Genomic DNA, 16,723 nt, shown 5'->3' on the forward strand with positions numbered 1-16,723 from the left:
GCTGCATTTATGAAAAAGCTACAACAAGGTTTACGACCATGGTTAACTAAATATCTTGCATTTCCTTCTGATATTATGCTGGAACTCCCAAGAATTACAGTAGTTGGACAAATTCACGTATACATTGAAAATCACAAAGGACTTGCTACATATTCTGAATCAGAATTAAAGTTAAAGATGAATAAGGGTTATGTAAAAATTACCGGAAGTTCATTTGTACTTAAAATGATGTTGCCTGAGGAAATACTTTTGGAAGGTGTAATTAGAGATATTACATTTGTAACTGACTAAGTGCTATGTAGGGAAGGTGGGGAAAGAGATTATAAACAATAAATCACATCTAACTGGTTATGTAACTATTTCAGTAACAGGAAATTTGCCAGAACGTTTTTTTCAGACATGTGCCAATGAAGGAATCACGGTTTGGAATGTAAAGAAAAAATCAGCCAAGATTTGTGAAGGAACAATAAAACTAAGTGATATTCAGCAATTAAGGAAAATAAATAGAAGAAAAAACTATAAAATTAAATTTACAGAAAAAAAAGGCTATCCATTTTTTTTGCGAAGGATTACAAAGAAAAGAGAGCTAATGTTTGCCTTAGTTTGCAGTTTATTGCTAGTGGTATTTCTTTCAAATATTATTTGGAAAATTAATATTACAGGAGTCCCAAAGGATATTGAAGAAAAAATAAGCCGTAAACTGAATGATTATGGAATCCATTCAGGTACATGGATTTTTACATTAGATTCACCAAATAAAATTCAACGTGAACTTGTGGAGGATATTCCTGAATTATTATGGGTTGGTGTACATCAAAAAGGGACAACCTTTTTCCTTGAAGGAGTAGAAAAGACAATTGTGAAAGAGGAGGAGCCTTTAGGGCCGCGTAATTTGATAGCTTCAAAAAAAGGAATTATTAAGAAATTATATGTTTCTAATGGTATGCCAAAGGTAAAGGTGAATGATTACGTGAAACCTGGGGATCTCTTAGTTTCAGGTGTTATCAATGAAAATGAACAAGATGAAAAGGAAGAAAATAAAGAGGAACAAAGTAAGAAAAAATATGTTGCTGCTGAGGGAGATATCACTGCAACCACTTGGTATGAAGTGATAGTTAATGTTCCATTAACAGCGAGTCATGAGTCACTTACTGGTGAACAGGAAAAAAGATATTATGCAAAATTGGGTAATTTTCAGTTGCCGATATGGGGATTTAGCGATCCGGACTATCAGTCTGTCCACCGAGAAAGAAAAGAGACACCGCTTTACTTTTTAAAATGGAAAATGCCAGTAAAGATAGTTGAAATGGTACTAAGTGAAAAAACGCATAATAAAAACAAAAGAACAGAGGATGAAGCTGTTCAAGTAGGAATAATGCAGGCCAAAAAAGAATTAAAGATAAAATTGGGACCAGAAGCTAAAATATTGTCTGAAAAAGTTTTGCATGAAAGTAAGGAGAATGGTAAAGTTAAATTAAACTTATATTTCAATGTCGAGGAAGATATTGCGACAGCACAACCTTTGGATCAAGGAGATTGATTATGTCCGAAAACCTTACTGAAATAAATCTACAAATCACAAATCCTAATGAAGCGATGGCTTTATTTGGCACAAATGATAAATACCTGCATCAATTGGAAGAACAATTAAATGTTTCCATTGTAACTCGAGGAGAACAGGTGCGTGTTTCAGGCACCGAAAAGGATATTTCTCTTGTACAAGATATCCTTTTGACTTTATTATCTCTTGTGCAAAAAGGCCTGCAAATTACTGAAAGAGATGTTGTTTATGCAATTGAATTAGCTAAGGAAGGGAAAATAAATCAATTAGAAACATTATTTGAAGATGAAATCACTAAAAATGTAAAAGGAAAACCTATACGAGTTAAGACACTGGGGCAAAAAAAATATGTTAGTGCAATTAAAAATAACGACCTCGTCTTCGGAATTGGACCAGCTGGAACAGGAAAAACTTATCTTGCAGTTGTGATGGCAGTACATGCGTTGAAAAATGGTATGGTTAAAAGAATTATACTCACACGCCCAGCAGTGGAGGCGGGAGAAAGTTTGGGTTTTTTACCTGGTGACTTAAAAGAAAAGGTAGACCCTTATCTACGTCCGTTATATGACGCATTACACGATGTGCTTGGGAACGAGCATACACTTAGGCTGATTGAAAGAGAAACGATTGAGATAGCACCACTTGCTTATATGCGTGGAAGAACTTTAGATGATGCCTTTGTAATTCTGGATGAGGCACAAAATACTACACCTGAACAGATGAAAATGTTTCTAACCCGTTTAGGCTTTGGATCCAAGATGGTGATCACAGGTGATATTACTCAAATTGATTTACCTAAGGGCGTGCAATCTGGCTTGCGGGTAGCTAGTCAATTGCTTAAACCGGTAAAAGGAATATCTTTTATATATCTGGAGCAATCAGACGTAGTTAGGCATCCACTCGTGCAACGTATAATCGATGCATATGAAAAAAATGTTTAGTTTTAGAGAGCAGGACCCAAAAAGGGTCTTCTTTCTATATTGTCTCTGAAAAAAATGAGGTGGACTAAATGGAGAAGAAAAAGAAGAAATCAAAGTTATTCTACTATATGAAAAATAAATGGATATTTATAATCCTATCCGTTATTTTACTAGGTATATTTTTCTTTTTCATTACCCTGAATAATGTACATACTGAAACTTATAACATTGAACGTTTTACAACCACAAAAGAGACAATACGCTCTCCAATTACTATTGAAAACGAACAAGAAACAGACAGAAAAAGAAGAGAGACTGTGCAAGCCGTTGAAGATCGTTATGAGATTTCCACTGAGATAACAGAGGAGCGAATAGCTTATATTAACGAAATTTTTGAGGCAATATCTAAGTTAGAAATGGAATCAGTCAAAGAGGATTCCAATAATAAAGATATCGCTCCTCCACTAACCAATCAAGAAAAAGTACAACAGTTGAAACAACTGCTATCACCTGAAATAAACCAAAATATTAACGATTGGGTTTTTGCTGAGCTTGTAGAGTTTCCAAAAGAAGAACGATCCAAAGCGAATGAGTTATTAATTAACTCATTACAAGAAGTTTTTGAGGCAGGTGTAAGAGCGGAAAATACCCAAGGAGCTACTTCCACAATAAAGCAATCGATAAAGTATTCATCGTTAACACCAGAATCAAAGGAAGCTCTTAACAAACTGGCAGAGTTTGCCGTTGTGGAGAATTCTTTCTTTGATGTAGAAAAAACGATGAATGCAAGAAAAGAAGCGGTTAGTAATGTGGACCCTGTCACTATAAGGGCTGGCGAAGTTTTAGTCAGAGAAGGCCAAGTTATTACTAATGAAATCTATGAAAAATTAGAATTAGCCGGCTTACTTGACAGTAAGAGAAATATTATCCCAATGATAGGACTAGGTTTACTCATCACTTTAATTTGTTCTGTGATAGTATATGAACTGCAGCGAATCAATAAGCATACCCATTTTGATAAGAGTAAGATTATTGCCACACTATTAATAAGTGTACTAGTTATTCTCTTTATGAAGGTGGTAAGCTTATATTCTACACAAGCCAATTCATTTTTTTATGTAGTACCCATTGCAACAGGCGCTCTATTAATAAAACAATTGATCCAAGAACGTTCAGCAATTATCTTCAGTTGCTTATTTGCTATTCTAGGTAGCATCATATTTAACAACCAAATCCCTGGTTCTTTAAATATTGAGGCAGGAATCTACTTCTTCTTTTCTCAATTGGCAGCTATTGTTTTCCTTATGAATGTGAAAGATCGCTTAGCCATTTTAAAAGCAGGGGTAGGTATTACAGTTATAAATATAATAACCATATTACTATTTCTATTTCTTTCTTTTGAAAAATATGCAATTAGTGATATATTTATTCAAACGTCGTTTGGTGTTATTTCTGCATTCTTGTCAGCAGTGTTGACTATCGGATTATTGCCTTTTTTTGAAACAGGTCTCGGCATCCTTACAGACATAAAACTATTGCAATTAGCAAGTCCAAACCAACCACTAATGAAAAAATTACTGACAGAGGCGCCGGGAACGTATCATCATTCTGTAATGGTAGCAAACCTAAGCGAAACAGCGTGTGAGGCCATAGGAGCGAATGGGTTATTAGCGAGGGTAGGTGCATATTATCACGATCTTGGTAAAACCTTAAAACCACATTACTTTATTGAAAATCAATTAGCGATGAGTAATCCCCATGACCTTATAACAGCGAAAGAGAGTGCGGCCATAATTATTAAGCATCCTTATGATGGTGCAGCAATGCTAAAAAGGCATCGTTTGCCTAAGGAAATTATAGATATTGCTGAGCAACATCATGGCGAAACACTTGTTAAATATTTCTTCTATAAGGAGTTAGAAAAAAATAAGAAAGCAAAGGAAGCTGATTTTCGTTATCCTGGTCCAAAACCACAGACAAGAGAAATAGCCATTATTTCTATATGTGACTCTGTAGAAGCAGCAGTACGATCCTTGAAAGAACCAACAGAAGATAAAATTGAGCAAATTGTGACCTCTATCATTAATGATCGTATGACAGATGGACAATTGGATGATAGTCCATTGACTCTGAAGGAATTAAAAGTAGTCCAACGAACAATATGTACTACATTAAAAGGTATATTTCATTCAAGAATTCAATATCCCATGAAGGAGGCTAAATAATGCACATAGACTTTCACGACCAAACAAATTCTGTGCCAAGTGATTATATAGATCTTTTACAACGATTGGTGGAGTTCGCAGCAAAACAGGAGGGGATCTCCAGAGAGGCTGAAGTTTCCATAAACTTTGTAAATAATAAAGAGATTCAAGAGCTTAATCGCAACTATCGCCAAAAGGATACACCTACTGATGTTATTTCATTTGCTATGCAAGAGAAGGTGGATGGAGAAATAGATATAGTTGGAGAGGACATTCCGTTAATCCTTGGGGATATCGTAATTTCCATTGACAAAGCGAAGGAGCAGGCCGCGGATTATGATCACTCTTTAGAAAGAGAACTTGGTTTTCTGGCGGTACATGGTTTTTTACATTTATTAGGGTACGATCATATGTCACATGAAGAAGAAAAATTGATGTTTAAGAAACAGGAAGCAATATTGGGTGAGTTTGGAATTGAAAGGTAAGAGATCGGTTGGTTTTACATTCGCTTGGAATGGGCTCAAGGAGGTAACCAGGACAGAGAGAAATTTTCGTATTCATTTATTTATAACTGCGCTGGTACTTACCATAGGTTTCTTAGTAGAGCTTAATTGGTTAGAATGGTGTATAGTAATTTTTGCAATTGGATTCGTGTTAGTTACAGAGGTTACAAATAGTGCTATAGAAAAAATGATAGACTACTTGAATCCAGCTATACATCCATCTGCGAAAATAATTAAAGATATGGCAGCGGGAGCCGTATTGATTGCCGCAATTATTGCTGCACTTATTGGATTAATTATTTTCCTGCCCAAAATTTATACATTATTTATGTAGGTTTATGTACTTAGGCTGGGACAAATGTGCTTACATTATGTCTCGGCTTTTTTATAGGTTCTAATATATATGTTGGGGTTATTTAATGATTCGGAAAATAGATAAACTGCGACGTAACTGTGTATGTTTAGAGTATGAAAAATGACTTTGTTGATGGAAAACTCGCAAATTATTGAATCTGGTTCCACCCCGCTACGGAAAACACTGCGCTTTTCGGGGGCGGCTGATGAGCCTCCTCATGCTACGCATTCCGGGGTCTCACCTATGCCTCATCTCCCCCAGAAGTCTCCGTATTTTCCTCCGCTCAGAGTACTTCTTTAAAAGTATTAGGTTATTATTAGAAGCTGAAATGTACTCACTTTTATATTTTGCGTACAAGTTGTTGAGTCTAAGCCTATCTGGTTCTTAGGTAACACTACGCTGTATTCTGCAGACTAAAACTCATACAAATTGATTGGAATGGAAGATGGCGACTCCAGCCGGATAGCATGAGGTGAAGACCCTGGACGGAGCGTAGCGGAGGAAGCGGCTGAAGCCATGCCGAGCGGCAAAGGAGACACTGTGAGGTTACGAACAGATGTCGCGCTTGTACCCGGAGGTGTGAAAGCGTCCATCTGTAATGGAAATCAATGGGCTTGTCCGCTTTCTACAGTGGCTTATTAATTATAAAAGTTTTCTCTAGTTCGCATTTTGCTCCAAATATGAATGAACAAAGTTCGTTTGTGCTCCAACTTTTGCAGTAGAACCTTTTTATATTTGTTTAATTTTGGTGATAAACAGGAAAATATGTAATAATTTACGTAAGCAGATAATTTTTTTAAAGCTTTTGTCGAAAATATGAAAAGATGCATTTTTTATAGTATCATACAAATAAGAGAGAATTCGTCATGGAGGATACAACATGGACACAAATTTCAAATCAGGTTTTATAGCAATTATTGGTAGACCGAATGTAGGTAAATCCACATTTATGAACAGAGTTATTGGTCAAAAAATTGCAATAATGAGTGATAAGCCCCAAACAACCCGAAACAAAATCCAAGGAGTGTTAACTCAAACTGATGCTCAAATGGTGTTTATTGATACACCAGGAATTCACAAGCCTAAACACCGCTTGGGTGATTTTATGGTAAAACTTGCGGAAAACACACTTAATGAGGTTGATGCCGTATTATTTATGATTAATGCAAGTGAAGGATATGGCAGAGGAGACCAATATATATTAGATCGCTTACAACAAGTTAAACGACCAGTCTTTCTAATAATAAATAAAATAGACTTACTTCATCCTGACGAGCTTTTTCCGTTAATCGAAACTTATAAAGATAAATATGAGTTTGAAGAAGTTATTCCTATTTCCGCATTACAGGGAAACAATGTAAATCATTTACTGGAAATCTTAAAACAGCATCTTCCTGAAGGACCTCAGTACTATCCTGAGGACCAGGTTACGGATCACCCTGAAAGGTTTATTATGAGTGAGCTAATAAGAGAGAAAGTGTTGCAGCTTACAAGAGAAGAAGTCCCGCATTCTATAGCAGTGGTAATTGAGAATATTGAAAAAAGAGATTCAAATGCAATTTTTATCCAAGCTACGATTGTAACAGAAAGAAAAACACAAAAAGGTATCCTAATAGGCAAGCAAGGAAGCATGCTTAAAAGTATTGGTAAATATGCACGCTTGGATATTGAAGCATTACTAGGTACCAAAGTTTATCTTGAATTGTGGGTAAAAGTAAAAAAAGACTGGCGGAACAAGCAAAGTCAATTAAATGAATATGGTTTCCGCAGTGATGAGTATTAATTCTGGTAAATTTTTATACTAATTGTTCTCCGTTATATGGTGATTCTATATAGTAAGTTACATTTTTTAATTAATAAAGAAAGGTGGGGTTTCTTGTGATCGACTTAACGTGGAAAGTTTTTAGTCAAACGGGAAACATTGAAACCTATTTACTCATGAAGGAATTAGAAAATGAACCAAATACAGTTGAAAGTAAAAAAACTCAACAAGAAGACATGTCTTCGATTAATTTAAACTTGTAGAAATTATATAATTCACTTCTCTGGGGAAGAGGATGGACGGAGAAGCTCTTGTGTGTAAAGAAAGGTGAGCATGAATGCTTGAAAAAGTGGATGGGGTTATTCTAAAAACGCAAGACTATGGAGAAACACACAAAATCATTACCATTTACAGTAGGAAATTAGGGAAGATATCCACTCTTGCTCGCGGTGCCAAAAAAACTAAAAGTAGAATGGCTGCAGTTACGCAGCCGTTCATTTATGGAAACTTTTTCGTTTATTTAAACAAAGGTCTTAGTACCATTCAGCAAGGTGAAATTGAATATTCCTTTAGAGCAATAAGGGAAGACATATTCAAAACAGCTTATACAGCATATATTACAGAGCTAACGGATAAAATAGTTGATCCTCAGATTCCGGATCCATTTTTGTTTGAGGAATTGTATCAAACCATGTCATGGATTGAGGAACATGAAGATGTGGAAATACCAATAATGATGTATGAATTAAAGATGTTTGCCAAAGGTGGCTTTGGACCAATGGTAAACGGTTGTGCAAATTGTAATAACAAGGAATTCCCATATGCATTTTCCATAGCTGAAGGTGGGCTTTTATGTAAAAGGTGCCGATATTTGGATGAAAAAGCTATTCCTTTACCGGATTCAGTGTCTAAATTACTCCATCTGTTTACAGCCGTTGAGTTAAAACGTATTGGGACTATTTCGGTAAAATCAGAAAATAGGCAGTTGATCAGAAAGATACTTGATGCATATTATGAGCAATACGGTGGATATTTTTTGAAATCCAAAAGATTTTTAAGACAGTTAGATCTTTTAAAATAGGCTTCTTTTGTTGACAAAACAGAGGGTTTTGAGTAATATGTTTTTTACATATGTTCATAATATATTGCATTGATAGAGAAGAGTACTTTTGACAACTATTTAAAGCGAGTTCAGGAGAGTGGGAGCTGAACAATGGATCAAGAGGAATGGCACTCTGGAGCAATAATATTAAAGTGGCTCTTTATTAAAGAGCAAATAGGGTGGAACCGCGGTTAGAACCCGTCCCTATGTCTGCATATATACAGACATAGGGACGGGTTTTTAGATTTATATAAAAATGGAGGGTTAACAATGTTAAACATACAGGAAATGATTTTAACGTTACAAAAGCATTGGTCTGAACAAAATTGTATTATCATGCAGGCATATGATGTAGAAAAAGGCGCAGGTACAATGTCGCCCATGACTCTATTAAGAAGTTTAGGTCCAGAACCATGGAATGTCGCTTACGTAGAACCGTCAAGGCGTCCTGCTGATGGAAGATATGGAAATAACCCAAATCGATTATATCAACACCATCAATTCCAGGTTATAATGAAGCCTTCGCCAGAAAATATACAAGATTTGTATTTGGAATCATTAAAAAAACTTGGTATTGACCCTTTGGAACATGATATACGATTCGTGGAGGATAATTGGGAAAACCCTACACTCGGTGCAGCAGGTCTTGGATGGGAAGTTTGGTTAGATGGCATGGAGATTACTCAATTCACCTATTTCCAACAAATTGGCGGGTTAGAAGCAAACCCGGTTTCCGTTGAACTAACATATGGTATTGAACGCTTAGCATCTTATATTCAGGATAAAGAAAATGTATTTGACTTGGAATGGACCAAGGGTGTAACTGTAAGAGATATTTTTTATCAACCGGAAGTTGAACACTCTACGTACACATTTGAGGAATCAAATACAGATATGTTATTTCAGTTGTTTTCCATGTATGAGCAAGAAGCGAAAGTAACAATGGAAAAAGGTCTTGTGTTTCCTTCCTACGACTATGTTTTAAAATGTTCTCACACCTTTAATTTATTGGATGCTAAAGGAGTAATCTCTGTCACCGAAAGAACTGGATATATTTCCAGAATAAGAAATTTGGCAAGAAATATAGCTAAAGCCTATGTTGCTGAAAGAGAACGTCTAGGATTTCCTATGATGAAAGAAGGAGGAAAAGTTAATGAGTAAAAATGTATTGTTTGAAATCGGCCTAGAAGAACTCCCTGCACGATTTGTTGACAGTGCAGAAAAACAATTAGCAGATAAAACAGCAGCTTGGCTTCAAGATATGCGAATCTCTTATGACTCTATTAGCTCTTATTCAACCCCAAGAAGATTGGCCGTCATCATATCGGACATAGCTGAAAAGCAAGCTACTGTTGAAGAAGAAGCAAAAGGTCCTGCGATAAAAATAGCAAAGGATGATAGTGGTAATTGGACAAAAGCAGCAATTGGATTTACAAAAGGCCAGGGCAAAACTCTGGAAGATATTTATACAAAAGAAATAAAGGGAACTACTTATATATTTGTCCAGAAAAAAATTGAAGGGAAGTCTACCTTCGATTTGTTGCCAGACTTTAAAAATATTATTGAATCCATTCAGTTTGGAAAAAACATGCGCTGGGCAACTGAAACAATAAGATATGCCCGTCCAATTCGTTGGTTAGTAGCAATGTATGGTAATGAAATAATTCCTTTTGAGATTGCTAACGTCAAGACAGACAAATTTACTTTTGGCCATCGTTTTCTAGGTGAAAAAATTAATTTGGAAGAACCAATGGACTATCAAAAGCTTTTATATGAAAACCGGGTTATTGTTTCTTTAAAAGAACGAGAACAACTAATATGTAATCAAATAAAAGAAATAGAAAACAAAAATAATATTACTGTACCAATTGACCCTGAATTATTAGCAGAGGTACGAAATCTTGTCGAATACCCAACAGCATTTATGGGTTCATTCGATAAAGAATACCTGCAGCTGCCACCTGAGGTACTTATCTCTTCAATGAAGGAGCATCAGAGGTATTTTCCTGTTAAATCTCAAAATGGTGAGTTACTGCCATATTTTATTGGAGTTAGAAATGGGGATACTCATTCGCTTGATAAGGTTGTCAGGGGTAATGAAAAAGTGTTGCGGGCAAGATTATCGGATGCGCAATTTTTCTATGAGGAAGATCAGAAGCATACGCTGGAATTCTATCTGGATAAGTTGAAAAGAGTAGTCTTTCAAGAAAAATTAGGAACTATCAGTGATAAAATAGAGCGGGTCGTTCATATCACGAAGGAACTAGTTGAATTATTAAATTTAGACCCAACTACTGCCAGAGCTACTATACGAGCAGCTGAACTATGTAAGTTTGATTTAATGACAAATATGGTAAATGAATTCACAGAGCTCCAGGGAGTGATTGGTGAAAAATATGCTGCCATCTTTGGAGAAGAGGAAATAGTATCTAAAGCTATAGGTGAGCATTATTTACCTAAGGAGGCACATGGTCAGTTGCCTAATACGGTAAGTGGCGCTATTGTGAGTATTGCTGATAAATTAGACACTATTGTAGGTTGTATCTCCGTTGGGTTGGTGCCTACTGGTTCACAAGACCCGTATGGATTAAGAAGACAGGCAGCAGGTGTATTACGTATATTGAATCATAATAAATGGGAACTTGCAGTAGAGGATCTACTGGATATTGCTAAGAAGTTATTTAAAGATATTAAGGTGGAGCAAGAGGCAAAGCCAGATATATCTACGACTTTGGATGAGTTTTTCCGTATGCGAGCGACATACTTAATGAGGGAACTGGAAATAGAGCAGGATATTGTTCAGGCAGTGTTAAGTGACGGTATTAATATTTTCTATTACACGATTGATAGGGCAGCAGTGTTAGCTGCAAAAAGAAATGAAAAAGACTTTAAAACCAAGGAAGAAGCATTGGTCAGAGTACTAAATCTAGCTAAAAAATCCGAAGAAACAGTAATTAATATAGAACAATTTCAAACCGATTCTGAAAAACAGTTGTACCACGCTTTCTTAGAGGTTAATGAAAAGTTTACAGAGTTTGAAAAGAGAAGAAATGCAGAAAAAGCTTTACTTACACTAAGTAATTTAGCAGACCCTATCCACTATTTCTTTGATAACAACATGGTTATGGATGATGATGTTAAAATTCGAAACAACCGGTTAGCATTAATTAATCAAATTGCTGAGTTGATTTATAGGTATGCTGATTTAACAAAAGTGGAATGGAAGCAACAGTTTTAAAAAGCCTTAGATTTTCTTTTCATCTTAAATGGTATATACTAATTACAAGTAGTATGTCATATTTTTGGTAGGTGGTGAAAAGATGGAACTTTCCAAACGTCAGGAACAGATTATTGAAATTGTTAAAGAAAACGGTCCAATTACCGGTGAAAATATAGCTGAACGACTGCATTTAACCAGAGCGACGCTAAGACCAGATTTAGCGATCTTAACGATGGCGGGCTTTTTAGAGGCACGTCCTCGCGTTGGTTACTTTTTTACAGGTAAGACCGGATCAGAATTACTTACAGAGCAAATTAAAAAATTTAAGGTGCATCAGTTTCAGCATATACCTATTGTGGTCAAGGAAAATGTTTCGGTTTATGATGCTATTTCTACCATGTTTCTGGAAGATGTAGGAACATTATTTGTGGTTGATGGAGACTCTTGTTTAACAGGAGTACTCTCCAGAAAAGATTTGTTGAGAGCGAGCATAGGTCAACAGGATCTAAATGCTGTGCCTGTTCATATTATTATGACTAGAATGCCTAATATAACTGTCTGCAGAAAAGAAGATCTCTTACTTGATGTCGCCAAAAAACTAATTAATAAACAAATTGACGGATTACCTGTTGTAAAAGATGTAGAAGCCGGTTTAGAAGTAGTAGGCAGAGTAACGAAAACTACTATTACAAAAGCATTTGTTGAATTAATTGTTGACGACAAAGTATAGGAAAAGCTATGACAATAGGAGAGGGGTATACATATGAAAGCTAAACCAATTGTATATGTGTTGTCTGATTCTGTAGGGGAGACAGCGGAGCTGGTGATTAAAGCTGGTTTAAGTCAATTTAATAACGGTGAATATAAAATTCAGCGGATCCCTTACGTAGAAGATACGGGTACGATCGATGAAGCACTACAATTAGCTAAGGAAAAAAAAGGTCTGATTGGCTTTACATTAGTAGACCCTACGTTAAGAAATTATGTGAATAAACAAGCTAAGTTATTAAATTTAGAAGCGATTGACATCATGGGGCCGATGCTTTCTTCGATGGAGAAGGTATTTAAAAACTCACCTAAATTGGAAGCGGGATTAGTTCATAAATTGGATGAGGACTATTTTAAACGAGTAGAAGCAATTGAATTTGCGGTCAAATATGATGACGGACGAGATGCTCGAGGAATTGCCAGAGCAGACATCATATTAATTGGGGTTTCCCGGACTTCTAAAACACCTCTGTCACAGTTTCTTGCTCACAAACGACTGAAGGTTGCTAATGTACCTATAGTCCCTGAAGTAGACCCTCCAGAAGAACTGTTTGAAGTGGATCCTTCTAAATGTATCGGACTGCGCATCAGTGCAGAAAAATTAAATGATATTCGAAAAGAGAGACTGAAGGCATTAGGTCTTGGAGATCAAGCTACATATGCAAATATGAACAGAATTCATCAGGAATTAGAATACTTCGATAATATTGTTGATAAAATTGGTTGTGAAGTTATTGATGTATCTAATAAGGCAGTGGAAGAAACAGCGAATAGCGTACTCCAGCTAATAAATAAATAAATAAATACAAGCTCTCAATTTATTTAGCGAAATATGAATATGCGAAGTAATGTTTATTGGAGGAAGCGACAATTTTAAACTGTTTCCAATTCTTAAGTAAAAACATTCTGCTAATCAACGCAGAATGTTTTTACTTCTAGTGAATATATATAAACCTAGAATGATTTAATGGTAATTTTGCTTATTATGTATTATAATATTTTTTTGTGTAAAGATATATAAATAATGGTAGTTATTCTTTTTGCGTTTGTCGTATATTCTGAAAAATAAAACATTCATTTAGAAGCAGGATTTTACGATTAATATGTAGAATTAACTTTAGAGAGTAATTATTATACGTGCTTAGAATTAATTGTAGTAAGCAAAATCTTTGATTGAAGATGGCTTTTCTGTAAACCTCTATCCTTCTACTTTAAAGTACAAGAAGGAGTTTTTTTCGGCACTGTGAAAAAATTTGTCGAAAATAAAGGGTTTTTCTTTCTAAGAGCGAATAATATTATAGTATGGTGATGTAAAATGGCTAAGCAAATTCCTGAAGAAATGATAGAGGAAATACGAAATGCCAATGATATTGTGGATGTAATTGGAGATTATGTCCAATTAAAAAAACAGGGCAGAAACTATTTTGGTCTTTGCCCCTTTCATGGTGAAAACACGCCTTCTTTTTCAGTTACACAGGAAAAGCAGATTTTTCATTGTTTTGGTTGTGGAAAAGGCGGGAATGTTGTGACATTCCTTATGGAGCTTGAAAACTATTCTTTTTATGAAGCATTACAGTATCTTGCTAAACGTGTAGGCAAGGATTTGCCTGAAGCAACCTCGGGTAAAACAGCTTCTATATCTAGTGAAAATCAAAGTATATTATCCGCTTATGAATGGTTAACTAAACTTTATCACCATTTATTACGTTATACAAAAGATGGGAAAGAAGGTTATAGTTACTTTCAAAGCAGAAACGTAAGTGATCATGCGATTGATGAATTTCAGCTGGGTTTTGCTCCAAATATAAAAGATTTCACTGCGGAATTCCTGAAAAAAAAGGGATTCCATCAGCAATTATTAGTGAAAGCAGGTTTAGTCTCCTTACAAGATGATAATAGTGTAACTGACAGGTTTAGAGGAAGAGTTATATTTCCGATAAGGAATCATCTTGGTCAGACAGTCGGCTTTGGCGGACGTTCTTTAGGAAGTGGAGAACCAAAATATTTAAATAGCCCCGAAAGTGAACTTTTTCAAAAGGGGAGGCTATTATATAATTTTGATTTAGCTAAAAAACATATTAGGAAAGAAAGCCGCGTAATTATATTTGAAGGATATATGGATGTGATCTCAGCTTATCAAGCAGGTATAAAAAATAGTGTAGCCACATTAGGCACAGCACTTACTGAATATCAAGCTAAGTTAATTAACCGCTATGTTGATACATCTATACTTTGTTATGATGCAGATAAGGCGGGTTTGGAAGCAACATATAAAGCCGCCAATCTATTACTTAGTGTGGGCTCAGATGTAAAGATAGCTCAACTTAAGGACGGTAAGGATCCCGACGATTTTATCAGAGAATATGGCGCAGAGGCATTTGAGAATGAAGTGATACGTAGCAGTGACACATTCATGGCTTTTATGATGCGGTATCTAAAAAAGGATTTCAACCTAAGTCTGGAAGGAGACCGTATTGATTATGTAGAAGCTGTGCTTAAGCAGCTGGCTTTGATTGAGAGTTCTATTGAACGGGAATATTACTTGAAAGAGTTAAGTGTGGAATTTAACTTATCCATAGAGACACTTGCACAGGAAATAAATACACTGCGGGAGAATTCTGGTGCTTTCAAGGATAACACAGACAAGAAAAGCTATACTAATACAAATGGAGCTAAATACAAACGTCAGAAATTAATGCCTGCTTATTACAATGCTGAAAGACAGTTGATTTCTTATATGCTTCAAGATGGCACAATTGCGGATAAAGTTCGCGAAGAAATCGGCGCTTCCTTTAATTTGGAAGAACATAAAATAATTGTTACTTTCTTGTATGCTTTTTACGAAGAAGAACAATTGCCAGATGTGAGTTTGTTTATTGAACGACTTGATGACCCAAATTTAAGGAAGTTGGTAAGTGAAATAGCCATAACTGATATCCAACGAGATATTAGTGACCAGGAGATTAATGATTATATTAGAATAATCAGGGCAGAATCTCAAGACAAAGCTAATATTATTTCATTAAAAGAGCAGCAAATAATTGCAGAAAAACAGAGTGATCCAATCAGGGCTGCTCAGATATTGAGTCAAATAATTGAAATGCAAAAACAAATGAAGAATACGTACTAGCAGAATTTAAATTTTAATGTAGTTTTTGGAAGGAGGGGGACTCATGGCCGAAAATAAGCCTTCCCAATCAAAAGGAAATGAGTCAGAATTAACACTTGAACAAGCGAAGGATCAATTATTGGAAATGGGTAAGAAGCGTGGTGTTCTGGCTTATGAAGAAATAGCAGACCGACTATCCAATTTTGTAATTGAATCTGATCAAATGGATGAATTCTATGATTACCTTGGAGAACAGGGTGTTGAGATAATTGGTGAATCAGAAGACGATCCAAATATGCAGCAAATAGCAAAAGAAGAAGAATTCAATCTAAATGATCTGAGTGTACCATTAGGAATTAAAATTAACGACCCCGTCCGGATGTATTTAAAAGAAATTGGACGAGTGGACTTGCTTTCAGCTGCTGAAGAAATTGACCTGGCAACTAGAATTGAAAAAGGGGAAGAGGAAGCAAAGCGTCGACTTGCTGAAGCAAACTTACGACTAGTAGTTAGTATTGCAAAAAGATATGTTGGTCGTGGGATGCTTTTCCTTGATCTTATTCAAGAAGGTAACATGGGACTTATTAAAGCTGTAGAAAAATTTGATTATCGCAAAGGGTTTAAATTCAGTACGTATGCTACTTGGTGGATACGGCAGGCAATTACAAGAGCTATTGCAGATCAGGCGCGTACGATTCGTATACCGGTTCATATGGTGGAAACAATTAATAAATTAATTCGTGTACAAAGACAGCTTCTTCAGGATTTAGGCAGAGAACCCACACCTGAAGAGATAGGTGAGGAAATGGAGCTTTCTCCTGATAAAGTTCGTGATATATTGAAAATTGCCCAAGAACCCGTATCCTTAGAAACACCAATTGGAGAAGAAGACGATTCTCATCTAGGTGATTTTATTGAGGACCAGGAAGCTGTGTCCCCATCTGACCATGCAGCATATGAACTATTAAAAGAACAACTTGAAGATGTACTCGACACATTAACAGATCGTGAAGAGAATGTGCTTAGACTACGCTTTGGATTAGACGACGGAAGAACAAGAACCCTGGAAGAAGTTGGAAAAGTGTTTGGAGTAACCAGGGAAAGAATTCGGCAGATAGAGGCAAAAGCACTCCGTAAATTGAGACATCCAAGCCGTAGCAAACGACTTAAAGACTTTCTGGACTGATATGTTAGTCATTGGGCACATGTTATGTGTGTG

At 35.8% G+C, this 16,723-nt stretch carries 15 protein-coding genes and 1 other annotated feature; all 15 genes read left to right on the plus strand.

Annotation, left to right across the window (positions count from 1 at the left end; genetic code table 11):
- Positions 1–9: 9 nt before the first annotated feature.
- Positions 10–291 carry a sporulation protein YqfC gene (gene yqfC, locus BME96_RS08655; protein WP_019377986.1) on the plus strand — a complete coding sequence of 94 codons (282 nt, stop codon included), beginning with the start codon at positions 10–12 and terminating at the stop codon, positions 289–291.
- Positions 292–307: 16 nt separating this feature from the next.
- The gene (gene yqfD / locus BME96_RS08660; RefSeq protein WP_083547444.1) at positions 308–1,540 is read left to right on the plus strand and encodes a sporulation protein YqfD; all 1,233 of its coding nucleotides are present in this window, start codon (positions 308–310) and stop codon (positions 1,538–1,540) included.
- Between the two features lie 2 nt (positions 1,541–1,542).
- On the plus strand, positions 1,543–2,502 hold the full coding sequence (locus BME96_RS08665) for a PhoH family protein (protein WP_019377984.1): 960 nt from the start codon (positions 1,543–1,545) through the stop codon (positions 2,500–2,502).
- Positions 2,503–2,570: 68 nt separating this feature from the next.
- Complete coding sequence (locus BME96_RS08670; protein ID WP_019377983.1) at positions 2,571–4,706, plus strand: HD family phosphohydrolase; 2,136 nt, start codon at positions 2,571–2,573, stop codon at positions 4,704–4,706.
- Positions 4,706–5,170 carry an rRNA maturation RNase YbeY gene (gene ybeY, locus BME96_RS08675; RefSeq protein WP_019377982.1) on the plus strand — a complete coding sequence of 155 codons (465 nt, stop codon included), beginning with the start codon at positions 4,706–4,708 and terminating at the stop codon, positions 5,168–5,170. Before BME96_RS08670 ends, ybeY begins: the two co-directional genes overlap by 1 nt.
- The gene (locus BME96_RS08680) at positions 5,160–5,522 is read left to right on the plus strand and encodes a diacylglycerol kinase (RefSeq protein ID WP_202413369.1); all 363 of its coding nucleotides are present in this window, start codon (positions 5,160–5,162) and stop codon (positions 5,520–5,522) included. The genes ybeY and BME96_RS08680 overlap by 11 nt, the downstream gene beginning before the upstream one ends.
- 901 nt (positions 5,523–6,423) lie before the next feature.
- Positions 6,424–7,326: a GTPase Era gene (gene era / locus BME96_RS08685; RefSeq protein ID WP_019377980.1), complete on the plus strand. Its 903-nt coding sequence runs from the start codon at positions 6,424–6,426 to the stop codon at positions 7,324–7,326.
- 95 nt (positions 7,327–7,421) lie between these two features.
- Positions 7,422–7,568: a YqzL family protein gene (locus BME96_RS08690; RefSeq protein WP_019377979.1), complete on the plus strand. Its 147-nt coding sequence runs from the start codon at positions 7,422–7,424 to the stop codon at positions 7,566–7,568.
- 74 nt (positions 7,569–7,642) lie between these two features.
- Complete coding sequence (gene recO, locus BME96_RS08695) at positions 7,643–8,386, plus strand: DNA repair protein RecO (protein ID WP_060678393.1); 744 nt, start codon at positions 7,643–7,645, stop codon at positions 8,384–8,386.
- 60 nt (positions 8,387–8,446) lie between these two features.
- Positions 8,447–8,616: a binding site (T-box leader), on the plus strand.
- Positions 8,617–8,677: 61 nt separating this feature from the next.
- Complete coding sequence (gene glyQ, locus BME96_RS08700) at positions 8,678–9,568, plus strand: glycine--tRNA ligase subunit alpha (protein ID WP_071648874.1); 891 nt, start codon at positions 8,678–8,680, stop codon at positions 9,566–9,568.
- Positions 9,561–11,645, plus strand: coding sequence for a glycine--tRNA ligase subunit beta (glyS, locus tag BME96_RS08705; RefSeq protein ID WP_071648875.1), 2,085 nt, complete (start codon positions 9,561–9,563; stop codon positions 11,643–11,645). Before glyQ ends, glyS begins: the two co-directional genes overlap by 8 nt.
- Before the next feature lie 82 nt (positions 11,646–11,727).
- On the plus strand, positions 11,728–12,357 hold the full coding sequence (locus BME96_RS08710) for a transcriptional regulator CcpN (protein WP_019377975.1): 630 nt from the start codon (positions 11,728–11,730) through the stop codon (positions 12,355–12,357).
- Positions 12,358–12,390: 33 nt separating this feature from the next.
- The gene (locus BME96_RS08715) at positions 12,391–13,194 is read left to right on the plus strand and encodes a pyruvate, water dikinase regulatory protein (protein WP_060678395.1); all 804 of its coding nucleotides are present in this window, start codon (positions 12,391–12,393) and stop codon (positions 13,192–13,194) included.
- Positions 13,195–13,710: 516 nt separating this feature from the next.
- Positions 13,711–15,525, plus strand: coding sequence for a DNA primase (gene dnaG, locus BME96_RS08720; RefSeq protein ID WP_019377973.1), 1,815 nt, complete (start codon positions 13,711–13,713; stop codon positions 15,523–15,525).
- A gap of 43 nt (positions 15,526–15,568) precedes the next feature.
- Positions 15,569–16,690, plus strand: a complete 1,122-nt coding sequence (gene rpoD / locus BME96_RS08725) for an RNA polymerase sigma factor RpoD (RefSeq protein ID WP_019377972.1) — start codon at positions 15,569–15,571, stop codon at positions 16,688–16,690.
- The last annotated feature ends 33 nt before the right edge of the window (positions 16,691–16,723 follow it).

It is taken from the genome of Virgibacillus halodenitrificans, assembly GCF_001878675.1.
GTDB lineage: Bacteria > Bacillota > Bacilli > Bacillales > Amphibacillaceae > Virgibacillus_Q > Virgibacillus_Q halodenitrificans.